This window comes from Spongiimicrobium salis (assembly GCF_043678055.1).
Classification (GTDB): domain Bacteria; phylum Bacteroidota; class Bacteroidia; order Flavobacteriales; family Flavobacteriaceae; genus Spongiimicrobium; species Spongiimicrobium salis.
Window position 1 is genome coordinate 932,856 of the sequence record NZ_JBHEQA010000001.1, and the last position, 25,405, is coordinate 958,260.

General features: G+C 42.2%; 20 protein-coding genes. 9 read left to right on the top strand and 11 right to left on the bottom strand.

Annotated features, from left to right (window positions below; genetic code table 11):
• Positions 1–77 precede the first annotated feature (77 nt).
• On the top strand, positions 78–1,001 hold the full coding sequence (locus ACEXOE_RS04250; protein WP_394747486.1) for a LysR family transcriptional regulator: 924 nt from the start codon (positions 78–80) through the stop codon (positions 999–1,001).
• A gap of 22 nt (positions 1,002–1,023) precedes the next feature.
• Here ACEXOE_RS04250 and ACEXOE_RS04255 read toward each other — a convergent pair whose 3' ends face one another.
• Positions 1,024–1,917: a LysR family transcriptional regulator gene (locus ACEXOE_RS04255; RefSeq protein ID WP_394747487.1), complete on the bottom strand. Its 894-nt coding sequence runs from the start codon at positions 1,915–1,917 to the stop codon at positions 1,024–1,026.
• Between the two features lie 79 nt (positions 1,918–1,996).
• Here ACEXOE_RS04255 and hutH point away from each other — a divergent pair, with 79 nt between their 5' ends.
• Genes hutH through hutG form a run of 4 tightly spaced genes read left to right on the top strand, consistent with a single transcriptional unit; the run spans position 1,997 to position 7,869 of the window.
• Complete coding sequence (hutH, locus tag ACEXOE_RS04260) at positions 1,997–3,577, top strand: histidine ammonia-lyase (RefSeq protein WP_394747488.1); 1,581 nt, start codon at positions 1,997–1,999, stop codon at positions 3,575–3,577.
• Between the two features lie 4 nt (positions 3,578–3,581).
• Positions 3,582–4,835, top strand: coding sequence for an imidazolonepropionase (hutI, locus tag ACEXOE_RS04265; protein ID WP_394748491.1), 1,254 nt, complete (start codon positions 3,582–3,584; stop codon positions 4,833–4,835).
• Positions 4,836–4,840: 5 nt separating this feature from the next.
• Positions 4,841–6,862, top strand: coding sequence for a urocanate hydratase (locus tag ACEXOE_RS04270; protein ID WP_394747489.1), 2,022 nt, complete (start codon positions 4,841–4,843; stop codon positions 6,860–6,862).
• Positions 6,863–6,873: 11 nt separating this feature from the next.
• Positions 6,874–7,869 carry a formimidoylglutamase gene (gene hutG, locus ACEXOE_RS04275; RefSeq protein WP_394747490.1) on the top strand — a complete coding sequence of 332 codons (996 nt, stop codon included), beginning with the start codon at positions 6,874–6,876 and terminating at the stop codon, positions 7,867–7,869.
• Between the two features lie 193 nt (positions 7,870–8,062).
• On the opposite strand, the gene ACEXOE_RS04280 is transcribed toward hutG, so the two are convergent.
• Complete coding sequence (locus tag ACEXOE_RS04280) at positions 8,063–8,758, bottom strand: NUDIX hydrolase (protein ID WP_394747491.1); 696 nt, start codon at positions 8,756–8,758, stop codon at positions 8,063–8,065.
• Between the two features lie 274 nt (positions 8,759–9,032).
• Here ACEXOE_RS04280 and ACEXOE_RS04285 point away from each other — a divergent pair, with 274 nt between their 5' ends.
• Positions 9,033–10,172 carry a hypothetical protein gene (locus ACEXOE_RS04285; protein ID WP_394747492.1) on the top strand — a complete coding sequence of 380 codons (1,140 nt, stop codon included), beginning with the start codon at positions 9,033–9,035 and terminating at the stop codon, positions 10,170–10,172.
• Here ACEXOE_RS04285 and ACEXOE_RS04290 read toward each other — a convergent pair.
• The 4 genes from ACEXOE_RS04290 to ACEXOE_RS04305 all read right to left on the bottom strand — a co-directional run bounded on the left by ACEXOE_RS04290 (position 10,169) and on the right by ACEXOE_RS04305 (position 15,750).
• Positions 10,169–11,446, bottom strand: a complete 1,278-nt coding sequence (locus ACEXOE_RS04290) for an aminotransferase class V-fold PLP-dependent enzyme (protein WP_394747493.1) — start codon at positions 11,444–11,446, stop codon at positions 10,169–10,171. The two genes, ACEXOE_RS04285 and ACEXOE_RS04290, sit on opposite strands and share 4 nt — an antisense overlap.
• Before the next feature lie 768 nt (positions 11,447–12,214).
• Positions 12,215–13,756, bottom strand: a complete 1,542-nt coding sequence (locus tag ACEXOE_RS04295; protein ID WP_394747494.1) for an acyl-CoA carboxylase subunit beta — start codon at positions 13,754–13,756, stop codon at positions 12,215–12,217.
• Positions 13,757–13,776: 20 nt separating this feature from the next.
• Positions 13,777–15,249 (bottom strand): acetyl-CoA carboxylase biotin carboxylase subunit, encoded by a 1,473-nt coding sequence (gene accC / locus ACEXOE_RS04300; RefSeq protein ID WP_394747495.1) that lies wholly within the window; start codon positions 15,247–15,249, stop codon positions 13,777–13,779.
• A gap of 21 nt (positions 15,250–15,270) precedes the next feature.
• The gene (locus tag ACEXOE_RS04305; RefSeq protein ID WP_394747496.1) at positions 15,271–15,750 is read right to left on the bottom strand and encodes a biotin/lipoyl-containing protein; all 480 of its coding nucleotides are present in this window, start codon (positions 15,748–15,750) and stop codon (positions 15,271–15,273) included.
• Positions 15,751–16,118: 368 nt separating this feature from the next.
• Between ACEXOE_RS04305 and ACEXOE_RS04310 the strand changes: the two genes are divergently transcribed.
• From ACEXOE_RS04310 to ACEXOE_RS04320, 3 genes are all read left to right on the top strand, one after another.
• Positions 16,119–17,096 carry an ornithine cyclodeaminase family protein gene (locus ACEXOE_RS04310; protein WP_394747497.1) on the top strand — a complete coding sequence of 326 codons (978 nt, stop codon included), beginning with the start codon at positions 16,119–16,121 and terminating at the stop codon, positions 17,094–17,096.
• Entirely contained in the window at positions 17,071–18,135 is a 1,065-nt protein-coding gene (locus ACEXOE_RS04315; RefSeq protein ID WP_394747498.1) for a proline racemase family protein, read from the top strand. Before ACEXOE_RS04310 ends, ACEXOE_RS04315 begins: the two co-directional genes overlap by 26 nt.
• 148 nt (positions 18,136–18,283) lie before the next feature.
• A complete protein-coding gene (locus ACEXOE_RS04320; RefSeq protein WP_394747499.1) occupies positions 18,284–18,715 on the top strand; it encodes a DUF4440 domain-containing protein in 432 nt (143 codons plus the stop codon).
• 28 nt (positions 18,716–18,743) lie between these two features.
• On the opposite strand, the gene ACEXOE_RS04325 is transcribed toward ACEXOE_RS04320, so the two are convergent.
• The 5 genes from ACEXOE_RS04325 to ACEXOE_RS04345 form a co-directional block, all read right to left on the bottom strand.
• Positions 18,744–19,988, bottom strand: a complete 1,245-nt coding sequence (locus ACEXOE_RS04325) for an NAD(P)/FAD-dependent oxidoreductase (RefSeq protein ID WP_394747500.1) — start codon at positions 19,986–19,988, stop codon at positions 18,744–18,746.
• 36 nt (positions 19,989–20,024) lie between these two features.
• Positions 20,025–21,035: a 4-hydroxyproline epimerase gene (locus ACEXOE_RS04330; protein ID WP_394747501.1), complete on the bottom strand. Its 1,011-nt coding sequence runs from the start codon at positions 21,033–21,035 to the stop codon at positions 20,025–20,027.
• Positions 21,028–22,728 (bottom strand): DUF885 domain-containing protein, encoded by a 1,701-nt coding sequence (locus ACEXOE_RS04335; protein ID WP_394748492.1) that lies wholly within the window; start codon positions 22,726–22,728, stop codon positions 21,028–21,030. Before ACEXOE_RS04335 ends, ACEXOE_RS04330 begins: the two co-directional genes overlap by 8 nt.
• A gap of 44 nt (positions 22,729–22,772) precedes the next feature.
• A complete protein-coding gene (locus tag ACEXOE_RS04340; RefSeq protein ID WP_394747502.1) occupies positions 22,773–24,356 on the bottom strand; it encodes an aldehyde dehydrogenase (NADP(+)) in 1,584 nt (527 codons plus the stop codon).
• Between the two features lie 94 nt (positions 24,357–24,450).
• Positions 24,451–25,380 carry a dihydrodipicolinate synthase family protein gene (locus tag ACEXOE_RS04345; protein WP_394747503.1) on the bottom strand — a complete coding sequence of 310 codons (930 nt, stop codon included), beginning with the start codon at positions 25,378–25,380 and terminating at the stop codon, positions 24,451–24,453.
• Positions 25,381–25,405 lie beyond the last annotated feature (25 nt).

Below are 25,405 nucleotides of genomic sequence, written 5' to 3' on the forward strand. Positions count from 1 at the left end.
TTTTGTTTTTGCAAAGCTCCTTGTTTTTATTCATATATTTTTATATATATTTGCAATGAAATTCATAAATTGTATTAATGAATTATACATTGCATCAGTTGGAAATTTTTTATAAAATTTCCCAGTTACGCAGCGTAACTAAAGCTTCAGAAGAATTATTCCTTACACAACCTGCAGTATCCATTCAATTAAAAAAGTTTCAGGATCAATTTCAGATTCCGCTCTTTGAAATTGTTGGAAGAAAATTATACATCACCGAATTTGGTGAAGAAATTGCCGAAGCCGCTAAAAATATCCTGAATGAAGTCAACGCCATCAATTATAAAGCGTTGTCTTTTCAAGGGGAATTGGCCGGGAAATTAAAAATCGCCATTGTCTCTACGGCCAAATATGCCATGCCCTATTTCTTGACCGATTTTATCAAAAAACATCAAGGTGTTGATTTGGTCATGGATGTGACCAATAAGGCTGAAGTAGTGAGATCATTGGAAAATAACGATGTTGATTTTGCCATGGTTTCTACCATACCCAAAAATTTGAAGATAGAACGCATCGCCCTCATGAAAAACAAGCTCTATTTGGTAGGGGGCAAACAATACAAAGCAGGGAAAAATGCACTGACCCCAAAAACCCTGGAACAGCTCCCTCTAATCTATAGAGAACAAGGTTCTGCCACGCGCAACGCCATGGAGCGTTTTATGGCCTCCCATAAAGTTTCTACCTATAAAAAAATGGAGCTTACCTCCAATGAAGCGCTAAAGCAGGCGGTAATAGCTGGTTTGGGATATTCCATAATGCCCCTGATTGGGATAAAAAATGAATTGAACAATGGAGATCTTCAAGTAATCCCGGTAAAAAACCTCCCCATGGTGACCGATTGGAATCTCATTTGGTTGAGTTCCAAAAACCTTTCCAGTATTGCCAAAACATTTATTGAACATCTCAACAACAATAAATCTACCATTATGGATGCCCATTTTGACTGGTTTAAAAAGTATTGAAAGAGCTACACCTTTTCAACTTTTAGGTCTTATCCCCTAGGAGCATCCCAATACAATGCGCCATGGCCGGATTTCTATTATCTTCTTTCCAAATGACCGAGAGAACAGCACGTTGGGGCAATTTTTTTAATTCTATAAACTTCACATCCATTTGAAAACCGTATTGCAGGGAGGTTGGAATAATGGCAATCCCCAAATGATTTCCTACCAATTTAAAAATGGTCTGGGCATGAACCGACTTATGGGAAACTTTGGGGGTAAAGCCGGCATTTTCACAGATACTCATCACCGTATCATAGTACAAAGGGCTGTAATCTTGCGAGAACAGGATAAAATCTTCTTCACTAAATTGTTGCATTTCCCTATAATTTCTGGCATCAATGGGATGATCTTTCGGCAGTACTATAGAGAAGGTGTCTTCAAAAACCGTTTGTATGATGATGCCTTTGGGCGCACGCGCCAAGCGCACAAAGCCAATATCCAATTGATCCTTTAAAATGGCATTCAACTGAGCCCTATTGGAGAGTTCTTCCAAACTTGTTTTGATTTTTGGGAATTGTTCCTTCAATGCCAATAGAAGTTTGGGAATCACATTTTGCATGGCCGAACCCAGAAAACCAATACGCACTTCCCCAAAGTTACCCTCGCCAATGAGACGGAGCTGTTTTTTGGTTACTTCAAGATGATTCAAAATAAATTCAACCTCCCCTTTAAGATATACACCAGCTTGCGTTAAACGCACTTTTTTCTTGGAGCGCACGAACAAGGGAGTCTCAAGAATTTCCTCCATTTGCTTAATTTGCCTACTTAGGCCAGGTTGAGAAATAAATAATTTTTCTGCAGCCTTCCTATAGTGGAGTTCCTCCGCAACCGCCAAGAAATACTTAAAATGTCGTAATTCTAGTTGATAACTCATAGTTATTATTTATACACAAAAATGGTATTGGTAATTATCAAAAATAGCAAATATCTTTGATAATATAAATGTAGGAGCTATGCCATTACAACAAAAACAGTTTTTATATGGGGAAGGTTTTTTGACCGCTGGTCTGGCCCTTTCCATGGCAGGAGGCAAAACAAAAGGCGTATTATCTCCCGATACACGTAAAAGGGTTCGTAAAAGTGCCCAAACCGTGGCTGCTATCGTTGAAAAAGGCGAAGCCGTTTATGGAATCAATACGGGTTTCGGTCCTTTGTGCACTACAAAAATATCCAAAGAAGAAACCAAAATATTACAGTGTAATATTCTAAAAAGTCACAGTGTGGGTGTTGGGGAGTCCATTACAGAAGAGATTGCCAAATTAATGCTCATTTTAAAAGTACATTCCCTCGCTAAAGGATATTCTGGAATTTCGGAAGCCACATTGGATAGGATCATCTGGCATATACAACATGATGCCATTCCCTTGGTTCCCTCTCAAGGTTCTGTGGGGGCATCGGGAGACCTGGCCCCTTTATCCCATCTTTTTCTTCCTTTAATAGGTTTGGGTAAAGTGCGGTATAAGGGAAACGAAATGGAAAGTTCAACACTCTTTGAAAAGACCGGATTAAAGCCTATTGATCTAGGGCCAAAGGAAGGCTTGGCCTTGATCAACGGAACACAGTTCATTGCAGCACACGCCGTAAAAGTTGTGGAAAAACTCCACAATTGTCTGTCCCAAGCAGATATTATCGGCGCAATGATGATCGAGGGCTTACAAGGTTCCGTGAAGCCTTTTTATACCGAGTTGCACGCCTTAAGGCCTTTTAAAGGGAATATTCATGTAGCCACAAGAATCAAGGCGCTTTTGGACGGCTCTGAAATTATGGAGGACCATAGTAAGTGTAATCGGGTGCAGGACCCTTATTCTTTGCGTTGTATTCCCCAAGTACACGGAGCTTCAAGAAATGCCTGGTTACACCTAAAAGAATTGTTGGAAGTAGAATTGAATGCCGTTACGGACAATCCTATTGTTATTGACGAAACATTTACGATAAGTGGTGGAAACTTTCATGGGCAACCTTTGGCCATGGCATTGGATTATGCCTGTCTTGCCGCTTCGGAAATCGGTAATATTTCGGACCGAAGGATATACTTGGCCCTGGAGGGAAATAGCCCTGGCATTCCCAAATTATTAATGGAAGCCACTGGAATCAATTCGGGTTATATGATCTTACAGTATACTACTGCTGCCCTTGCTAGCGAGAACAAAGGTTTGTGTTTTCCTTCCAGCGCCGATAGCATTCCTACTTCATTGGGGCAGGAAGATCATGTAAGCATGGGGTCCATTGGTGGAAGAAAGGCATTACAGGTCATTACTAATGTGGAAAAAATCTTGGCCATAGAACTGCTTACCGCAACACAAGCATTCGAGTTTAGAAAACCTCTTAAATCTGGAGTTTTTCTCAATGCCATACATCAAGAAATTCGAAAGGAAGTGGCTTTTGCGGATTGTGATCGGGTATTTGCCCATGATATTGAAAAAGGAATACAAATGATACAGGCCAAAACAATCATAAAAGTGATCGATACGATGATGGAGAGCACTCAACGAAGCCTCAACACCCCATATACCAACCTATTTGAAACCTATTGATGCCATGAACAACTATCAACTTGTAGGTCCATTTAAGCAATTACTGCCCATGACCGGGCTCCCTGCCAAAGGTGCCCTACAGGATACCGATTTGGAGCTTATTGAAAACGGAGGTATCATTGTACATGACGGGTTCATTGTGGCTATTGGGAAGTATACCAATATTGTACATCAGGCCAAGGCGCTCAATGCCACAAAAATAGTATTGGATGAAGATTTTGTAGGTCTACCCGGACTGATCGATGCCCATACCCATATTTGCTTTGCCGGATCCCGAGCAAAGGATTATGCCCTTAGAAATGCCGGAAAAACCTATCTGGAAATCGCCCAAAGTGGTGGAGGTATTTGGGATACCGTAACCCAGACTCGAAATGCGGATCAGACGGCCTTGGAAAGTGCTATTGCAGATAGAGCAATGCGCCATCTCAAAAATGGCATCACGACCATTGAAGTCAAAAGCGGTTATGGTTTATCCGTAGCCGAAGAACTAAAACTCCTGAAGGCGATAAAAAATGCAAATGCCCTCTTGCCAACGGACTTAATTCCCACCTGTCTTGCTGCCCATATGTTACCCAAAGATTATCAGGGTACGGAAGAGGATTATTTGTTGGAAATTGCTACCACTCTTTTTCCACTTTTAAAGAAAGAAAAGTTGAGTAATCGAATCGATGCTTTTATCGAAACCAGTGCCTTTTCGCCTCAAACCATTCAGTCGTATTTTGAAAAAGCGGTGGCCATGGGCTTTGACCTTACGGTACATGCCGATCAATTTTCCACGGGTGGAAGTGAGCTTGCCGTACAATTTAATGCGGTAAGTGCCGATCATTTGGAAGCGAGTACGGGTAAGGAAATAGAACTTCTTGCTAAAAGCAATGTAGTTGCCATGGCCTTGCCAGGGGCTTCCCTAGGTCTGGGCTGTAATTTTACCCCCGCACGAAAATTATTGGATGCAGGAGCTTGCTTGGCGATTGCCAGCGACTGGAACCCCGGTTCTGCCCCCATGGGAAATTTATTATCACAAGCATCCATTTTGGGAACTTTTGAAAAATTGACGAATGCGGAAGTCCTTGCTGGAATTACCACCAGGGCCGCATTGGCTTTAAAACTACATGACCGCGGCAGCTTAAAAACGGGAAATATTGCCGACTTCATCGCCTTCCCTGCTTCAAATTATCAAGAAATCACTTATCAACAAGGGGAATTGCAACCCACTATGGTATGGAAAAAAGGAATACTAGCACACAGCATCGCAAAATAATTCGCATGGAAAATTCAATCCCTAAAGATTTTAAGTCTCTGATATTGGAGGGTATTCCAAAAAAATTACCTCCAAAGAAAACTTATTCCCCAAACGGCAATCATGCTCCCAAAAGAAAAGACATTCTTAGCAGGGACGAAAAAAAACTGGCCATCCGCAATGCTTTGCGTTATTTTCCAGAAGAATGGCATCCGGTATTGGCCCCAGAGTTTGCCCAGGAATTGCAAGACTATGGCAGAATATATATGTATCGGTTTAAGCCTACCTATGATATGTATGCACGCCCGTTAAAAGCTTATCCGGCCCATTCCAGGCAAGCCGCCTGTATTATGCTCATGATCCAGAATAATCTAGACCCCAAGGTAGCACAACATCCCGAAGAACTAATTACCTATGGCGGTAATGGCGCAGTATTTCAGAATTGGGCACAATACCTAATTACCATGCAATACTTGGCCAAAATGACCGAGGAGCAGACCCTACATGTGTATTCCGGGCATCCCATGGGTTTATTTCCATCTTCCAAGGAAGCCCCCCGGGTCGTGGTTACCAATGGTATGATGATCCCCAATTATTCCCAACCCGATGATTGGGAAAAATACAATGCTTTGGGCGTTACGCAATATGGACAAATGACGGCTGGCTCCTATATGTACATTGGACCACAAGGCATTGTTCATGGCACTGCCATTACCGTTATGAACGCTTTTAGAAAGGTCCTTAAAAAAGATGAAGATCCCCGCGGGAAAATTTTCCTTACGGCTGGTTTGGGCGGGATGAGCGGCGCCCAGCCCAAGGCAGGAAATATTGTGGGTTGTATCAGTATCTGTGCTGAAGTAAATCCCCAAGCGGCTCTAAAAAGATACCAACAAGGGTGGGTGGACGAGCTCATTGAGGACATGGAAACCCTCCTAGAACGTACCAAAAAAGCAGTAGAAACCAAAGAAGTCATCTCTCTCGCCTATATCGGCAATGTGGTAGAAGTATGGGAAGAATTCTATAAAGAGGGGCTTTTTATTCATCTGGGATCGGATCAAACTTCCCTGCACAATCCTTGGTCCGGTGGCTATTACCCTATTGGGCTTTCCTTTGAGGCGGCCAATACCATGATGGTGACAGACCCCACAAGCTTTAAACAACATGTGCAAGCCTCACTGAGGAGGCAGGTCGCGGCCATTAATAGACATACGAAAAAAGGTACTTATTTTTTCGATTATGGCAATGCTTTTCTATTGGAAGCTTCCCGCGCCGATGCGGCCATTATGGCTTCGGACGGTATTCGTTTTAAGTATCCATCCTATGTTCAGGATATTTTGGGGCCCATGTGTTTTGATTATGGTTTTGGTCCGTTCCGTTGGGTTTGTACTTCCGGAAACCCTGAAGATCTCCGAAAAACAGATCAGATTGCATTACAGGTCATGGAGCATATAAAACAGGAAGCTCCGGAAGAAATCCAACAACAGATGCAAGATAACATTCAATGGATACGACAAGCCGAACACAACAAACTAGTGGTAGGTTCCCAAGCACGAATATTATATGCCGATGCTGAGGGACGTGCTAAAATAGCCGCTGCATTTAACTCCGCCGTGGCATCAAGGGAAATCTCGGCCCCCGTGGTGCTGGGCCGGGATCATCATGACGTTAGCGGAACCGATTCTCCCTACCGGGAAACCAGTAATATTTATGATGGAAGTAAGTTTACCGCAGACATGGCCATCCACAATGTTATTGGGGACAGTTTTAGGGGGGCTACCTGGGTCTCCATACATAACGGTGGTGGCGTAGGATGGGGCGAAGTCGTTAATGGCGGCTTTGGTATGGTACTCGATGGATCCGAAGAAGCCTATAAACGATTGAAGAATATGCTTTTTTATGACGTAAACAACGGGATTTCCCGAAGAAGTTGGGCCAGAAACGACGAAGCTTTATTCGCCATCAAACGAGAAATGGAACGTACACCCGAGTTATCGGTAACCTTGCCACATTTGGTGGATGATACTGTTTTAGATTCCTTATTCATTTAAAATCCTGTATTTTGGAAAAATCCCTGCATCCTTATCAAGCTCCTGACACAACCCTTTGGACAGGTCGAAGTTCAGGGCGCGAACTATACCTTCATGAAAAAATACAGGGTGTTGATTTAAGCACTTCCTTGGAGTCTACGTCATTTGAAAGAAGTTTTGGCATCTTGGGATATGCCTGTGACGAGGGCGTACGACGGAATTTAGGCCGAACAGGGGCTACTCAAGGGCCTGATGAAATCCGAAAGCAACTGGGAAAACTCCCCAACCATCTTCCCCTTGCCATAAGGGTATTTGATGCGGGCAATGTACATTGCATGGCCCAAGATTTGGAACAGGCTCAGCAACTATTGGCCGAAAAAGTGAGTTTTTTACTCCAACAAGGAACTTTCCCCATCCTCTTGGGTGGAGGACATGATATGGCCTACGGGCACTATTGTGGAATACAAAAACACCTTCAAAAAGGAATACAACCAAAACGCCTTGGCATCATTAATTTTGATGCACATTTTGATTTGCGTCCTTTGTTGGACTCCTGCAATTCCGGCACTCCTTTTTATCAAATTTCAGAAGATTGCAAACAACAGGGACTCCCCTTTCAGTATTGTTGCCTAGGCATTCGGGAAGATGCCAATGATGCTGATTTATTCTTAACTGCTAGACAACTGGGCGTCCACTATATTTTAAATGAAGATTTTACACCACGTCATTTTGAACACCTTCAAGAAAAACTTTCTTTCTTTATGCAGCAGGTAGACCATCTTTATGTCACTGTTGATCTGGATGGATTTTCATCGGCCTACGCACCGGGATCTAGTGCCGCTTCTCCCATGGGTTTTTCTCCAACCACCGTCCTGGAAGTTTTAAAGTGGATTATGGATTCCCAGAAACTCATTAGTTTGGATATCGCCGAATACAATCCCATCTATGATCGCGATCATCAGACCGCAAAATTAGCAGCAGCATTGATTCATAAGGTGCTACATGAACAAACGCGCGTATCCCCTTAATTTTTCCAAAAACAAAAAAGCCTCCCGATTTCTGATCATGATCAGAAGGAAAGCCTTTCATTGGTGTAGCATCGTTACTTTAAAAAGCTCCGACAACTATAACCTTGTTCCAATATTGCTATTGAAACACAACACAACGCTGCAAAGATAGGAAAGCTTTTTAATTATTCGCAATTATGTAAGGGATATCCGCTTAAAGGACAAAATCGAAACCTGATTCTTGTAGTTTTTTATATTTTTCATGATCAAACCGATATAGAAAGGCCCCTTTTTTTGAAGTGGTCTTATCTTTCTCTTCCAGCTTGATCAATAAGCCAAAGGACAGGACTTTTTTACGAAAATTACGATCGTCCAACGCACGTCCGTATATGGCCTCATATACACTTTGAAGTTGAGGGATGGTAAATTTTTGGGGCAATAACTCAAATCCAATAGGTTGATGTCTTACCTTTTCACGGAGGGCACTTAGCGCATCTTCTATCATTTTCCCATGATCTAGGACCAAAGTGGGAAGAGAATCAAACGCATACCATTTGGCACCATGCTTTTCTACTTGTCCCTTATCGTATTCATCGATCCGTATCAAAGCATATTGCGCAATGGAAATACAACGGGCTCCCGCATCGCGATGCACATCGCTATATACCTTTAATTCTTTTAAGAAAATATTTTGCAATCCCGTGAAATCATAAAGTACTCTTTTAGCGGCATCCGTGACACTTTCATTTTCATTGACAAAGCTGCCGATCAAAGACCATTCTCCCGCAAAAGGATCAATTCGCCTCTTGAACACCAATAACTTTAAAATCCCCTCATCAAATCCAAACACAATACAATCGGTTGCTACCAATAGCTTATGCTGTTCGCTATACGCCTGCTTTTTCTCCAAAGTCTTTATCTTCTCCTTAGTTTTTGCTAAAGTATCAAAATTAGCATCAATTTAGAAGATCCTGTACGGATAAGATTGCCTAATCCGAGGAAAGGATGAAAAAAATCGTTTAGGGTAATTTTCATAAAATAAGCGACTTGCGATAAACTGAATATAAAACGGATGAGCCGTTCCATCCTATCGTTTTTATCGACAATTGGTGTCACTTATCTTAAAATCGACATTCCTCCAATGCTTCCCTTTAATTTTGTCTCCGTTGAACAACTGAACGCACATGAACAACAAATTTCTTTTTACGCTAGCCACAGCATTCTTATTATCCTCTTTTTCCATGGTTTCGGAAAAGGAAGGTATTCCCAAAAAGTCAGAACTCACGTATAGCGGTTCATACCAATGGCTAAAAAATAGTCAATTGCCCAATGGCTTATTGGAAAGTACGGAGAACGGAAATTTCGTGTCCTTATATGATAATGCCCTAACAGCCTTATTATTTATTGAAGAAGGAGAGTTCAGTCGTGCCGAGAAAATATTTGATTTTTTTGAAGCCAGAATTCATAGTGAATTATTAAAGGGAAAGGGTGGATTCTTTCAGTTTCGTGATCGAAATGGAAAGAATGCGAGTCGAAGATGGATGGGAGACAACGCTTGGCTGCTCATTGCATTGAACCACTATCATAAGGCTACAAACAACACTAAATATCATGGACTTTCCACGCACTTAGAACAGTGGATCCGTTCTTTACAAGATACCGATGGCGGGTTATGGGGCGGACAACAAGCGAATGGAGCCCCAATTCATAAGGTGACCGAAGGCATCATTACAGCCTTCAATGCCGTGCCCGGTTATGACGATTTTCACAGGAATATTCTTTCGTATTTACAGCAAAATCGCTGGAACACCAAGGATCACCTCTTAGTCTCCTGGCCCACGAACAAAGCCTATTATTACGCTATGGATCTACATTCCTTAGGATATGGTATTTTTGAAAATTTTCCAAAGCAGGCCTTGAAGGATGCCGATCGTTACCTTAATACGCAAGCTAGTACTATGACTGGTGAACCGCTTACTGGGTATGGTTTTGATGAAGATAAAGATGTAATTTGGTTCGAAGGTACTGCCCAAATGGCCTTAGCCTTTCAAAGTGCAGGTTTTCATGCAAAAAGTGCCCTTATTCTTCAGAATTTGGATAAGGCCATCATGCAAAATGCGGCTGCTTCTATTGCCGGAATTCCTTATGCTTCCAATTTAGGTTCTTCCTATGGAACGAGCAAGTTGTGGGCACATGCAGATAGTACTCCTGCCATTTCTTCAACAGTATGGTACCTTTTTGCAAAGACAGGTTTCCATCCTTTAAGCTTGGGAAAACAGAAACAGATTCCTTTGAAGGATCAGTTTTGGCTTTCCAAATCCTAAGCCAATTCTTCCAAGGCACGGACCAGATAATCAATATCCTTTTTTGTAATATATACAGCGAGGGAAAAGCGCAATGCATTTAAGCCAAAAACGTTCATCGGGCGGCAATCAATGCCATAGGTGTCTCCCAATTGTTTTTTGATGATACTGACCTCTTTTCCTTTGACTTCCACCACTTGAATGGCTGCGGACAAAGCATCCAGGGCGGGGGTTTTGAGTTGAAGTTTTGGGTTTGCATCGATTTTGGAACGGAAGTATTTTTTTAGGGCATAAGAGCGCTCGTGTATTCTATTTTTCCCGATCTGATTGTGAAAATCAGCTGCTGCTCCCAATCCCAGGACTTCGGATAAATTTCGGGTATTGTAATTCTCCAACCTTCGTATGCTGCTGTCTTTATACCCTCTGGCCACCATTAAAGGTTTCAGGTGATGTTGCTGTTCTTTTTTGGCATAAAACACGCCTAAGCCTTTTGGAGAGAACAACCATTTATGGGAACTGGCCACATAAAAATCGCAACCTAGATCATGCAAGTCGATCGTAAACATTCCTGCAGATTGTGCGCCATCCACAGCGACCAAAATACCTTTTTCATGGGCAATTTCAGAAACTTCCTTCACCGGCAAAATCATCCCATTGGTATTGACGATATGGCACATGGAAATTACTTTTGTTCTTGGAGTAATGGCTTTTTTATACACCTCCACCACTTCTTCCACGCTTTCCGGGAGGATCGGCAAAGTAGGGCGTATCAATTTAACGCCTTTGGTTTCCTGCCAGTATTCCCAAGGGATAGTTCCACTGGCATGTTCGTGATCGGCCAAGATAACCTCATCCCCAGCTTTCAGATCAAAACTTCGGGCAATGAGGTTCATCCCTTCCGTGGTATTGTGTACCAAAGCAATTTCTTCGGCGGATACCGTGAATATCCGAGCCAACTTTTCGCGCACTTCCTCTTTGTCGTCTGCCCATCCGCCCCACATATATTTGGAAGGAAAGCCATCTAAGGTAGCTCGAAATTGTTCTGAGGCCTGCTGTACAGGAATGGGGGATCCCCCCAAGGAAGCATTATTAAAATAACGCAGTTTAGGGGCAAAGACAAATTGTTGGGCAATAGCTTCCCAATAGGCTTCTTCTGCATCCAAAGGAATATCTCCTTCAATAGCGGAAATGATCGGTGCATCTGTTGTTGCTGCGGCGAAAGTGGGCATGATCATTGAGCCAGCTATACCACTGGTCAATGATCGTATAAATTTTCTACGATGATTGTTTTTCATATCATCCCCAAGGTAAGAAAAAGCGTGGAGTCTGCAAGTTCTAGCGCAAGTCCTTCTGCTCCATTCTTTCTGTCAGGTCGAGCGCAGTCGAGACCTATTCAAACCGTATCATGTAAAACCTTCTCGACCCAATCTACCGACAGGCAGGTGCGCTCGAAGGGACAGGTATCGTTCATACGTCTTTTCAACTCCCCGAAAAAACACCCCTAAAATCTCCTCAAGGGGACAATAACTCCCATTTAATCCCGAATGTCACTTCGAGGGTTTCTTCGGAATATCATGGAGAAAAATGTATCGAGAAGCAACTTCTCAATATTATCCTTCTGCTCCATTCTTTCTGTCAGGTCGAGCGCAGTCGAGACCTATTCAAACCGTATCATGTAAAACCTTCTCGACCCAATCTACCGACAGGCAGGTGCGCTCGAAGGGACAGGTATCGTTCATACGTCTTTTCAACTCCCCGAAAAAACACCCCTAAAATCTCCTCAAGGGGACAATAACTCCCATTTAATCCCGAATGTCACTTCGAGGGTTTCTTCGGAATATCATGGAGAAAAATGTATCGAGAAGCAACTTCTCAATATTATCCTTATGCTCCATTCTTTCTGTCAGGTCGAGCGTAGTCGAGACCTATTCAAACCGTATCATGTAAAACCTTCTCGACCCAATCTACCGACAGGCAGGTACGCTCGAAGGGACAGGTATCGTTCATACGTCCTTTCAACTTCACAGCACAAACCTTATACCTAATTTCCAATTCCTAAATTCTTACAAAGGAATATTTCCGTGTTTTTTCTTGGGGATATTTACCACTTTATCTTCCAAAACAGCGAAAGCTTTGATCAACTTTCTTCGCGTATTCTTGGGGTGAATTACCTCATCGATAAATCCTCTTTTCGCGGCGCTGTATGGATTCGCAAAAGTATCGGCATATTCCGCTTCTTTTTCTTGTAGTTTAGCTTCCGGGTCTTCCGCTGCTTTGATCTCTTTCCGGAAAATAATTTCACTGGCCCCTTTGGCTCCCATTACCGCAATTTCCGCTCCAGGCCACGCATAATTGAAGTCGGCCCCAATGTGTTTGGAATTCATTACATCATAGGCTCCTCCATAAGCTTTCCGTGTAATTACCGTCACTTTTGGAACAGAAGCCTCACTCAAAGCGTACAACAATTTAGCTCCATTGGTAATGATTCCATTCCATTCCTGATCTGTGCCGGGCAAGAAACCGGGAACATCTACCAAAACCAATAGGGGAATATTGAAGCAATCACAAAAACGGGTAAATCGAGCTGCTTTCCTAGAACTTTCCACGTCCAATACCCCAGCAAGGCTCATCGGCTGATTTGCCACAATACCAATGCTTTGTCCACCCAAGCGTGCAAAACCAACTACAATATTCTCTGCATAGTCCTTATGAATCTCAAAGAAAGAGTTTTCGTCTATAATCCCCTGTATCACTTTGCGCATATCATAGGGTTGATTGGCATTCTCCGGAACAATAGTTTCCAATTCCTCACGGGTTTCCTCCTGTAAATCGTATGGAAGTCGCGCAGGACTATCCTCACAATTTTGAGGCATATAACTCAACAATTGCTTGATTTGAGCAATACACTGTATCTCATTGGCAGAGGTTAAATGCGTTACTCCAGATTTGGTGGCATGCGTTCGCGCTCCTCCCAATTCTTCTGAAGTTACTTCTTCATTAGTTACGGTTTTGACTACGCTGGGCCCGGTAACGAACATATAACTGGTCTGCTCCACCATCAAGGTAAAATCAGTCATGGCAGGAGAATATACCGCTCCACCAGCACATGGACCCATAATAGCGGAAATCTGTGGAATAACCCCTGAGGACATTACGTTTCTATGAAAAATATCGGCATAACCTCCTAGGGAACGTACCCCTTCCTGTATTCTTGCACCACCACTATCGTTCAATCCAATAACAGGAACTCCTATTTTAAGGGCCATATCCATAATCTTACAGATTTTCTCGGCATGGGTTTCCGATAGAGCACCCCCAAAAACGGTAAAATCCTGTGCAAACACACAGACTTTCCTTCCTGCGATGGTACCGTAACCTGTAACCACGCCATCGCCATAGAAGAGTTGATCTTGCATCCCAAAATCGGTAGTCCTATGGGTCACCAAAGCCCCCATTTCCTCAAAAGAGCCTTCATCCAATAAAAAGTGAATCCGCTCTCGCGCTGTCAATTTCCCTTTCTCGTGTTGCTTATCAATTCTCGCTTGCCCTCCGCCCAATCTAGCTTCGGCCAATTTATCTTCCAATATTTTCTTAGTATCCTTCATCTCTATTTCTTTTTCCCGTGTTACAATCTGTTCTTTTTCCAATTGGAGTTGGCCATTTCGGGGCTTTTCAATTGCTCTTTATTCTCTAAATACAGTTGTAATCCAATTAATCCTGCGATTTCTTTTTCTTTGGCATAGGTGGCATTTAAATGATCTGCTGTATAATAATTCTTCACGAAATGGGTGTCAAAGTTTCCAGATCGGAAGGCTTCGTGCTCACATACAAATTTTCCAAAAGGCAGGGTTGTAGCAACACCTTCAATCTGATAGGCGGCAATAGCCGCTTCCATTCGTTGTATGGCTTCGTTTCTATCTTTACCATAGGTAATCAGTTTGGCCAACATAGGGTCATAGTAAATAGGAATCTCCATTCCTTCTTCAAAACCATCATCCAAACGAATGCCTTCCCCTTCAGGTCTTTTATAGGTTTCCAAGGTTCCAATACTCGGCAAAAAGTTGTCCAAGGGATCTTCGGCATATACCCGTATTTCCAAAGCATGACCGGTAATGGACAAATCTTCTTGCTTAAAGGCCAATAGTTCTCCCCGGGCTACTTTAATCTGTTGTTCCACCAGGTCCATCCCTGTAATTAATTCCGTAACTGGATGTTCTACCTGTAAACGTGTATTCATTTCCAGAAAATAAAAATTCTTATCTGCATCCAATAAGAACTCTACCGTACCTGCACCTACATAATCACAGGCTATGGCCACTTTTTTAGCCGCTTCTCCCATTGCATCGCGAATCTCGGGAGTCAATACCACCGAAGGTGCTTCCTCTACCACTTTTTGATGCCTTCTCTGCACACTGCACTCCCGTTCAAAGAGGTGAACTACATTGCCGTGGGTATCGGCCAGCACTTGAATTTCTATATGCCTTGGAGAAGCCACGTATTTCTCGATAAATACTGCCCCATCACCAAAAGCTGCCGTAGCCTCACTGATGGCCCGATCCATTTGTTCCGGTAATTCTTCCAGGCTATTTACCACACGCATTCCTTTTCCGCCCCCGCCTGCTGAGGCTTTGATTAAAATAGGGAAGCCGATTTCCTGTGCAATTTTTTTTGCGAGGGCTACATCGGTAATCGCTTCTTCTATGCCTGGCACCATAGGAATATCATAATCTTTTACCGCTTCCTTGGCGGCCAATTTATTGCCCATCACCTCAATGGCATGTGGCTTTGGCCCAATAAATACAATACCACTATCCGTCACTTTTTGGGCAAAGACCGCATTCTCACTCAAAAAACCATACCCTGGATGAATGCCTTCTGCGCCTGTTTCTTTGGCTGCCTTGATAATTTTGTCCATGACCAAATAGGATTCTGCCGAAGGTGCATTTCCTATGCCTACAGCTTCATCTGCAAAAGTAACATGAGGTGCATTTCGGTCTACATCAGAATATACCGCCACAGTTCGTATTCCCATCTTTTTTGCCGTTCTCATGATACGCAATGCGATTTCTCCACGATTGGCTACAAGTATTTTTTTCATCTTAAATTTTTAAAGCTGCTATTATTCCATTTCAATGATCAATTGCCCTTTCTCTACGGCATCATTGGTACTTACTCTGATTTCTTTGACCGTACCGTCTCCTGGCGCCAAAATGATATTCTCCATTTTCATAGCGGACAGAATAAAAAGTTGATCTCCTTCCTTGATTTCTTGTCCCTCTTGGGCAATAATTTCAATGATAAGGCCCGGCATAGGGGCATGGATCTCATTAATTTTTTGTGCGGTATTTGCCAATAAGCCCATTTGCTGTACCATCTGATCATAGGCATCTTCCAGACCAACCTCATACGAATTTCCATTAACGGCAATCGTAAATTTTTTGTTCAAATAGTCTGTAGCGATTACTTCAACTTCATAGGATTCATGTTCCCGCAATACATGAAAAGTTTGATTTTTTTTGGGAATACTATTTAGGGCGGCAACATCTTCAGAATTATAATCCATGACTTGATCGCCTACCGTTACTTTATAATTATCCATTTGTTCTTTTTTTCGCGTTACCACAATTTGCGGAAAGGTATAAAAACTATCTTTTATTAAATATTCAAAATTCAAGCAAAAATAAATACTTATGATAACTATTTTTAATGCAATCGAAGAAAGACGTAAAATTCTTTGCTTTTTTTGCGATTTATTAAAAATAATGCGATTTGGACTTTGCGATTTGTATCGGTAAAATTGCCCTTGGGCCACGGCAAATATTGGCTCGTACATCAAATCTGCTTTTAAGGAAAATGGGATACGTATTGGCAATTTCCATTGATACGATATTATCCAAGAATATGCGCATTTTATTTAAAATTGAGCCAATATAGGATTACAATTAAAGATTTAGCTACATTTAGTTCATGGATGATATGGTGCAAATAGGAGCTGATTTTATAGAAGAGCATACCGATTTTGAGGTTCTGATACAGGCTTTACGATCTGGTTTTTCTTCTAAAGAGCTTCTTGTTCCCATGCGACATCATCATGACTTTCCCAATCCTGAGGTAAACGCTGATTCTACGTTACTAGTGATGCCTGCTTGGATTCCCGGCAAGGTTTCCGGAGTAAAAATTGTAACGGTAAATCCAGAAAACGGTCAATTTAATCTTCCTTCCATTCAGGGTACTTACATTTATTTCGATGCCCTCAAAGGCACCATAAAGGCAGTATTGGATGCTAAAAGTTTGACGGCCAAACGTACGGCTGCCACTTCTGCTTTAGCATCCTACTTTCTTTCCAAAAAAGAAGCGTCCTCCCTTTTGATGATCGGGACAGGAGCCCTTTCCATCAATTTAATCAAGGCACATGCTTCTGTTCGCCCCATTAAACAAGTATATTTATGGGGAAGAAATCATGAAAAAGCCATAGCCTTAAGCAATCAATTGAAAAATGAAAGCTTTGAGTGCATCCCCATAAGGACCATAGCAGATAAAATTAACGAAGTGGACATTGTTTCCTCGGCTACCTTGTCTAAAACACCTTTAATTTTAGGGAAGTATCTTAAGGCCGGACAACATATTGATCTTGTAGGCGCCTATAAAAAAGAGATGAGGGAAGCCGATGATGAGACCATAAAAAAAGCTTCAGTTTTTGTAGATACCTATGAGGGAGGTATGCAGGAAAGTGGGGATATTGTTATCCCTGTACAAAATGGCATCTTGCGAGAAGAAGATATCAAAGCCGATCTATTTGAATTGTGCACCGCTGAAAAAAAAGGCCGATCCAATACGGCTGAAATCACTGTTTTTAAGTCGGTAGGTTATGCCTTGGAAGATCTTGTAGCGGCATCCTATTATTATAACCAATATTGTCATGGGGAAAACATATCAGAATATTAGGAACAATACCATATTTACACCCAATAACGATTGGATACAGCTCAAAACCATTGACATGCATACAGGAGGGGAACCCCTTCGTGTCATTGTAGATGGATTCCCTGAATTAAAGGGAAACTCTGTATTGGAATACAGACGCTATTGTAAAGACCACTTTGATTATTTGCGAACAGCACTAATGTTTGAGTCACGTGGACATGCCGATATGTATGGCTGTATTCTATTGCCCCCAAATGATGAAGAGGGAGATTTTGGGGTGATCTTTTTACATAATGAAGGGTACTCCACCATGTGCGGACATGCCATTATTGCCCTAGCTACCTTGGCGGTAAAAATGTACTGGATCGATGTGCAGGAAGGCGATAATTGTATTAAAATTGATGCGCCTTGTGGTCGCATTACTTCCTTTGCCCAAGTAAAAAATGGGGAAGTAATAGGAGTGCGTTTTTATGGTGTCCCGAGTTTTGTGCTGGCCCTGGATAACACTATTCAAGTAAAAGGTTTGGGCAAGGTGACTTACGATTTGGCCTATGGAGGCGCTTTTTATGCCTATGTCGATATGGCCAAAAATCATTTTGATTTTGATTTAAGCAAGGCTTCCTACCGTTCCCTGATCAGCGCAGGAATGGCCATTAAACAGGCAGTAATGGCAGCGGATGATCCCATTTTACATCCCTATGAGGAAGATTTGAGTTTTTTGTACGGCACCATTTTTATTGGAAATGCTCAGAATAAGGATATAGATAGTCCCAATGTCTGTGTTTTTGCCGAAGGAGAAGTAGATAGAAGCCCAACAGGTTCCGGGGTTTCAGGGAGAGTGGCCCTTCACAGGGCCAGAAAAGAATTGGATTATGGACAAACTTTTACTGTTGAAAGCATTGTGGGATCCGTCTTTACAGGATCTATGGTAAGGGAAGAAAAATATGGCGCTTACCCTGCTGTAATTCCTCAAGTAGAAGGGTCGGCCTACATCACCGGAATGCAAACCTTTGTTATTGACCCTAACGACCCTATGAAGTCGGGGTTTATACTTCGATAAGGACCCGCTAGACCAAGTGCGCTTCCCTGATTTTCCCTTCATAAAAAATTAAGTGGTATCTTCTATTTCATTTGAACAATTCCCATATCGAATTTGATATTCGGAAAACCGCTGATTTAACTCTAGTTTTTCACTTTAAACAAACACTATGAAAGCATTTGTATTCCTATTTTTGACCCTTACAGTGACCCAAGGTTTTGGACAAGTTGGCGAACAGGGGGACAAAGACAAGATCCTCGCTATTTTAAAAACACAAGAAAAAGCTTGGTCCAACAATAACATAGAGGGCTTTATGGAGGGCTATTGGAAATCTGATTCTTTAAAATTCTATGGGAGTAGCGGATTAACCTATGGATGGAAGAAGACCTTGGCCAACTACAAAAGGAGATATCCCACGCCAGACCATACGGGAACTTTAAATTTTAAAATCAATGATATCTCCAAAATCAATGCGGGCGCCTATTTTGTCCTGGGGGAATATTACCTTACTCGAAAGGTGGGCGATGCCAAGGGTATTTTTATGATTATCTTTAAAAAAATCAAAGGAAAGTGGAAAATTATTGCTGATACGTCCTCCTAAGGGTAGTTTCTTTTTCCTAGCATTTCTTTTAAAACCTTCGCTCTGGATGAAAAGGACTTATATCGATTGTGGTTGTTTTATCTGAAATAATTTCAGCAACCAATTTCCCTGTCGCAGGCCCCAAACTCCACCCCATCATAGCATGCCCTGTAGCAATGACCACATTGTCATACGTAGTTGACCGTCCTATATAGGGAAGTCCATCCGGGGAACATGGTCGCAATCCGCAATCGGCACCGGCAATCTCTGCTTCATTTATTTTCAATCCTTCGTAATACGAGGCTGCGGCTTTGGCAATAGCCCTTACCCTATTCATGGCAATATCATGGTTGATACCTCCTATCTCCATGGTTCCTGCAAAACGAGTCAGCCCCTGCATAGGGGTCACAGCTACCTTGGCTTCCATCAAGATACCGGGCATCTTAATATCAAGGGGACGTTCTACATTGATGCGATATCCTTTCCCTGCTTGCATAGTGATTTTTAGCCCTAACTTCTTGGCAAGTCGAGCCGTCCACGAACCCGCAGCAAAGATTACTTCATCGGCATCCAATCGTCGTTGGGGGGTAACCACCGTCCTGAGCTTATATTTTTGTAGGACAAGGTCTGTTACTTCTTCATTAGTATAAAATTTAACTCCTTTTGCTTTTAGGAATAGGCACATGTTGCCCATAAATTCATGGGGCGTCATATGCGCATCAGAATCGTAATAAATGGCTCCTTTAATGTTTAAATCCATATGCGGCTCAAAAGCTTTTACTTCCTCTTTGGACAATTGTCTTACTTGAAGTCCTTCAGAAATAGCACGCTGTCCTACCTCCCATTCTTCTGCTCCCGCCTTTTCGGTTTGATAATACATGAAGAGGCCTTTATGTTCAAAATGAAAATCAAAATCTTGGGACGCTTTTAGATTTTGATACAGTTCCCTACTCCAAAGATTGATTTCCTTTATTACCGGAATGGCTTTCTTCACCTTGGCAGCGGTGGCCGATTTTTTGAAGGCCCAGGACCACTCCAAAAAATCCCGGTTTAGGCGGGGTTTTACATAGAATGGGCTAGAAGCATCAAACATCCATTGTATTCCTTTTGAAATGATTCCCGGAGCAGATAAGGGAATTATATGACTTGGGGTAATATATCCGGCATTGACAAAAGAAGCTCCTTTGGTGATATCAGATTTATCAATAACGGTCACCTTATGCCCTTCCTGTTGCAGGTAATAGGCTGTGCACAATCCTATAATTCCACCCCCAATAACTATGCAATTTTTCATGACATCACTTTTTTCGAAACATTGGGATACAAAGATTTAAATCACCTGAAACCCATGAGCATAAGGATCATCCTCATCATCAATAATGATGTTGTTATAGCCGTAGATTTTGGCCCATCCTTGAATACTGGGTATTACAGCCATCTTGCCATTTAGTGTGGTGACTTCTTCTATACGTCCCATAAATTTGCTTCCAATAAAGCTTTCATGAATAAATTCTTCTTTTTCCTTAAGCTTTCCTTTGGCATATAATTGTGCTATTCGTGCGGAGGTCCCTGTTCCACAAGGGGAACGATCAATGGCTTTATCGCCATAAAAAACGGCATTCCGCCCCGAAGATGTGGGATCGATAGGATTCCCTGTCCATAACATATGTGTAATATCCCGAATGGTTTCGTTTTCTGGATGAATAAACATATGCGGATATTTTTCATTGATACGATCTCGTACCACCTGGGAATATTGTACGATAGTGCTGGCTGTGAAATTGTGCACCCCCGAAAAATTATGTTGGGGATCAACAATAGCATAATAATTTCCCCCATAGGCGACGTCAAATGTAATTTGGCCCAATTCTGGACAATCTACTGTCAATCCCTCTGCCGCCAAATAGCTTTTTACATTGATCAGTTTTACCCAGTCTACTTTCTTCCCGGTCTGTCCGTATTCTATTTGCACCAATCCTGCAGGGGCTTCCATTCTAATTTTCCCTGGAATCTTGGGGGTAATCAGGCCTTCTTCAATGGCTATCGTAATCGTCCCTATAGTACCATGACCACACATAGGCAGGCAGCCGGAGGTTTCAATGAACAATATGGAAAAATCATTTTCTGGATCATGGGGCGGGAACAAGATGGAGCCACTCATCATATCGTGCCCCCTAGGTTCAAACATCAGGCCCTTTCGAATCCAATCGTACTCTTTTAAGAAATGCTGGCGTTTCTCGCTCATATTGGCGCCCTCAAGGTTGGGGCCTCCCCCGGCAACCAGTCTTACCGGATTCCCACAAGTATGGGCATCCACACAAAAAAAGGTTTTCCTACTCATTTTTCTTTTTCTCTATATAGGTGTTCACTCTATCTTCCAGAATGGAAAGCGTTACCGTACCGTATTCCAAAATGACTTCATGAAATTCCCGAATATCAAATTTTGACTGCAGTTCTTTTTTTGCCTTCTTTCTTAGTTCCCGAATCTTCAACTCGCCAATTTTATACGACAATGCCTGACCTGGCCATGAGATATAGCGATCGGTCTCTGTATTCACTTCATGGATAGATAAGGCCGTATTGGAGGCCATAAAATCTACCACTTGTTCCCGCGTCCAACCCTTGGCATGGATCCCAGTATCTACCACTAAACGACAAGCCCTCCACATTTCATAGGTAAACTTCCCAAAATGCTCATAAGGTGTGGTGTACATCCCCATTTCATCGGCTAAAAACTCCGTGTACAATCCCCACCCTTCACCATAGGCTGATAAATACAGGTTTTTTCTAAAATCTGGAATACTATCCCCTAATTCATTATTGAGACTTCCTTGTAAATGATGTCCGGGTACAGCCTCATGGACCGTTAATGAAGGTAGGGTATATAATGTTCTACTGGACAAATCATAGGTGTTGACCCAATAATAGCCGGGATCCGTACTATTTTTTGCGGTCCCTATATAGCGTCCCCCGGTATACTTAGGTGCCAAGGCATCGGGAACTGGGGCTACACCATAAGGCTTACGGGGCAATGTTTTAAAAAACCGAGGCAATTGTTCATCGGCTCTCTTGGCCATATCCCTAGCGATCATCAACAACTCTTTGGGCGTTGAGGCGTAAAACTGTTTATCCGTACGCAGGAATTGTAAAAAATCGGCAAATGACCCCTTAAAATTCAGATCTGCAATGATTTTTTCCATTTCGGCTTTGATCCGCGCTACTTCCTTCAATCCAATTTCATGAATATCATCTGCCGTATATTGGGTACTGGTAGTATAAAAATTAATACGATCTTGATAGAATGCCGCCCCATTGGGCATGTCAGAGGCCCCTAAGCTTGTTCTTGTTTTTGGAAGGTATTCCGTTTCAAAAAACTCCTTTATCCGCTTAAACTGAGGAGTAACCTGGTTTTCAACAGCCATTTTGGCAACCCTCAAGACAGAATCCTTTTGTTGTTGCGTAAGTCCTTCTGGCAAGCTCTTAAAAGGAGAATAGTAAAAGCTATCTTCATAATGATCTACAATATGATCTTCATAGGTAGATGCATAGCCCTCAAAAATAACTCTGGGTTGTGACACGCCTTTTTCCAAGCTCTCCCTCAGAATTACAAAATGCTGATCTACAAATTTGGGAACTGCATTTAATTGGTTCAGATATTCCTTTACTTGGTCATAGTTGGTTAACGGCCGTACCAAAAAAGTTAAATTACTATGAAAACCTGCATCGGATAAAATAGGGTTTAAAAATCGCTCCAACTCATAAAAGCTGACTTTATCCTGTAAAATAAATTGGAGTACGTCTAAAGATATTCCATCGTTTTCGTCCAAACTTGCTTTATTGATTTCTGCAAGTTCTTCCAGTTTGGCTTTTGCAAATGCCGCCTCTGATTTGTAATACTCCCTGGTAAAAAGGCCTAAGGGATATTCTTCTTTATCATAGCCTTCGTGATTTTGATATTCGTCAATGATGCGCCCTAAGGCATCCGATGAATCATGGGATTCCTCCTTGGGAGCACAACCAAAGATGAAAATCATTCCAAAAACAATACTATACTTTATAGGATTCATCTTTTCTCGCTTTAAATTTTAATGGGGGTCTTGATCTGATTCACTTGTCTCAAAATATTCAATGGATTTTCATTCTTAAGTTCATCTGGCAATAGGGCATTGGGACAATTTTGATAACTGCATGGGCGTACCCAACGCTTTATAGCATCTACTCCTACAGAGGTAAATCTGGCATCCGAAGTTGCCGGATACGGGCCTCCATGTAACATGGAAGGACATACTTCCACGCCAGTAGGCACTCCGTTAAAAATAAGACGTCCTACTTTTTGCTGTAAAGCTGAAATGATCCCTGCGTTATTCCCAAAATCTGTAGTACTTCCAAGGATGGTCCCTGTAAGTTGTCCTTCCAGATGATCGATCACTTTTTCCAACTGTGCAATATCATCACATTCCACAATCATTGAAAAGGGTCCGAATACTTCTTGATGTAGTGTTTTATTTTGGATGAAACTTTCGCCGGAAACCTTGGTAATGGCCTGTTTGGCATAGTTGGATTGCACTTCTTTTTCGTAATCCATAACAACATCCAATGTCGCATGGGCCATTGCTTTTTCTTTGTTTGTGCTGTAGGCGGTATTGATATTGGGATGCAACATGCAAGAAGGGGCTATAGTTGCTATTTCATCCCGTAATACGGTAATGAATTTTGATAACTCCGCTCCTTTAATCCCCAATATCAACCCAGGGTTGGTACAAAACTGACCAGCCCCCAAAGTTATGGATCCCGCATAGGTTTTGGCCCAATGACCTCCCTCCTCTTTCAAAGCTTCTGGCAACAATACCACCGGATTAATACTTCCCATCTCTGCAAAAACCGGAATGGGTTCCGGTCGTTGGGATGCCAAATCAAACAATGCCCTTCCACCTTTTAAACTTCCCGTAAAACCAACACCTTTTACTTTAGGATGCAACACCAATTGCTGTCCAACTTCTATTCCGCTGCTATTGATATTGGAGAAAACTCCATTAGGCATACCTGTTTTATTTGCCGCCTTAATAATCGCAGAAGCTACCAACTCTCCGGTTCCGGCATGCATTGGATGCGATTTTACAATCACGGGACAACCTGCAGCCAAGGCTGAAGCCGTATCTCCTCCTGCTGTTGAAAATGCCAAAGGAAAATTAGAAGCGCCAAATACTACAATGGGACCTATGGGCACCAACATTTTACGCAGATCCACTTTAGGCAGGGGTTTTCGTTCGGGTTGTGCGGTATCTATACTAGCTTCCACCCAAGAACCTTCACTAATATGGGCCGCAAAAGCACGCAATTGCCCTAAAGTTCTACCACGCTCTCCCTTTGCCCTTCCAGAAGGAAGTCCACTTTCAGCAATATAGGTGTTGATCAGCTCATCGCCTAGCGCTTCTATTTCATCTGCTATAGCATTTAAAAACGCTGCTTTCCGCATCCCGGAAACTGTGCTGTATTCTTTAAAAGCAGTAGCAGCCAATTGCACTGCTCGATCAATCTCATCAGGTATGGCCTCAACAAACACATTTTCATTTTCCATATTCAATTGAGGATTGAAGGTTGTGTATGTTTTGGTTCCTTGAGCCATTAATTGATTGCCGATATAATTCTTTCCTGTAATCATTTTAGTAGATTCTTTTTAAGTGAGTGTATTCCTTCTTTTTAGCTATTGACAAGATGTTTTTTTCCGGATTCCCTATCCCATCTCCAACAGATTACTACTCTAAAACGGCACTTAGGTTTTTATACTCCGGAAGTACAGGCCTGCTTTTCATTCCTTCGTCAATAATTCTTTGCACATGCGCTCTTTCTTCCCCATATAAAGGAAGTCTGGGCGCACGGACATTTTCTGTACCAATTCCAGTAGCTACTTCAGCTAATTTTATATTTTGCACCAATTTGGGATTGATATCCAATTCCAATAAGGGTAAAAACCATCGATATATTTCCAAGGCCTCTTTGATTCTTCCCGCTTTTTGCAGCTCGTAAATGGCCACTGTTTCCCGAGGAAAGGCACAAACCAAACCTGCAACCCAACCATCGGCTCCCATTAAAAGACTTTCCAAGGCCAGCGTATCTACTCCGGTCAAAATTTTTAAGCGATCACCAAATCGATTTTTAATCCGGGTTACGTTCGAAATATCTCTTGTAGATTCCTTGACCGCCTCAATATTATCGCATTCCAAGAGTTCCTGAAACATATCCAAGGTCACTTTAATTTTATAATCCACTGGGTTATTATATACCATTATGGGCAAGGAAGTACTGTTAGCCACCGTCTTAAAGTATGTTACCGTCTCCCTATCCCCTGCATTATAGCGCATGGGCGGCAACATCATTAAACCTTCTGCCCCATCTTCTTCTGCCTTTTGGGCAGCCGCTATAGCTCCTTTGGTGGTTTGTTCTGCTATATTCATTAATACGGGCACGCGACCATTGACCATTGTTATGGTATTTTTTGTAAGCAGGCGCTTCTCATCGTCGCTCAGCGTACTTGCCTCTCCTAAGGTTCCACCAAGTACAATACCGTGTACTCCCGCATCGAGTTGTGCATTGATATTACGTTCAAACATTTGAAAATCTAAAGTATCATCATCTTTAAATTTTGTAGTCACTGCAGGCATAATGCCTTCCCATCGTAAAGCCATATTTAAATTTTTTATAAAGGTACTT

What these genes read in the sequence shown, in the direction of transcription:
- ACEXOE_RS04250 (WP_394747486.1), top strand. Translation starts at nt 78, where the DNA reads ATGAATTATACATTGCATCAGTTGGAAATTTTTTATAAAATTTCCCAG.
- ACEXOE_RS04255 (WP_394747487.1), bottom strand. Translation starts at nt 1,917, where the DNA reads ATGAGTTATCAACTAGAATTACGACATTTTAAGTATTTCTTGGCGGTT.
- hutH (WP_394747488.1), top strand. Translation starts at nt 1,997, where the DNA reads ATGCCATTACAACAAAAACAGTTTTTATATGGGGAAGGTTTTTTGACC.
- hutI (WP_394748491.1), top strand. Translation starts at nt 3,582, where the DNA reads ATGAACAACTATCAACTTGTAGGTCCATTTAAGCAATTACTGCCCATG.
- ACEXOE_RS04270 (WP_394747489.1), top strand. Translation starts at nt 4,841, where the DNA reads ATGGAAAATTCAATCCCTAAAGATTTTAAGTCTCTGATATTGGAGGGT.
- ACEXOE_RS04285 (WP_394747492.1), top strand. Translation starts at nt 9,033, where the DNA reads ATGAACAACAAATTTCTTTTTACGCTAGCCACAGCATTCTTATTATCC.
- ACEXOE_RS04290 (WP_394747493.1), bottom strand. Translation starts at nt 11,446, where the DNA reads ATGAAAAACAATCATCGTAGAAAATTTATACGATCATTGACCAGTGGT.
- ACEXOE_RS04295 (WP_394747494.1), bottom strand. Translation starts at nt 13,756, where the DNA reads ATGAAGGATACTAAGAAAATATTGGAAGATAAATTGGCCGAAGCTAGA.
- accC (WP_394747495.1), bottom strand. Translation starts at nt 15,249, where the DNA reads ATGAAAAAAATACTTGTAGCCAATCGTGGAGAAATCGCATTGCGTATC.
- ACEXOE_RS04305 (WP_394747496.1), bottom strand. Translation starts at nt 15,750, where the DNA reads ATGGATAATTATAAAGTAACGGTAGGCGATCAAGTCATGGATTATAAT.
- ACEXOE_RS04310 (WP_394747497.1), top strand. Translation starts at nt 16,119, where the DNA reads ATGGATGATATGGTGCAAATAGGAGCTGATTTTATAGAAGAGCATACC.
- ACEXOE_RS04315 (WP_394747498.1), top strand. Translation starts at nt 17,071, where the DNA reads ATGGGGAAAACATATCAGAATATTAGGAACAATACCATATTTACACCC.
- ACEXOE_RS04320 (WP_394747499.1), top strand. Translation starts at nt 18,284, where the DNA reads ATGAAAGCATTTGTATTCCTATTTTTGACCCTTACAGTGACCCAAGGT.
- ACEXOE_RS04325 (WP_394747500.1), bottom strand. Translation starts at nt 19,988, where the DNA reads ATGAAAAATTGCATAGTTATTGGGGGTGGAATTATAGGATTGTGCACA.
- ACEXOE_RS04330 (WP_394747501.1), bottom strand. Translation starts at nt 21,035, where the DNA reads ATGAGTAGGAAAACCTTTTTTTGTGTGGATGCCCATACTTGTGGGAAT.
- ACEXOE_RS04335 (WP_394748492.1), bottom strand. Translation starts at nt 22,728, where the DNA reads ATGATTTTCATCTTTGGTTGTGCTCCCAAGGAGGAATCCCATGATTCA.
- ACEXOE_RS04340 (WP_394747502.1), bottom strand. Translation starts at nt 24,356, where the DNA reads ATGATTACAGGAAAGAATTATATCGGCAATCAATTAATGGCTCAAGGA.
- ACEXOE_RS04345 (WP_394747503.1), bottom strand. Translation starts at nt 25,380, where the DNA reads ATGGCTTTACGATGGGAAGGCATTATGCCTGCAGTGACTACAAAATTT.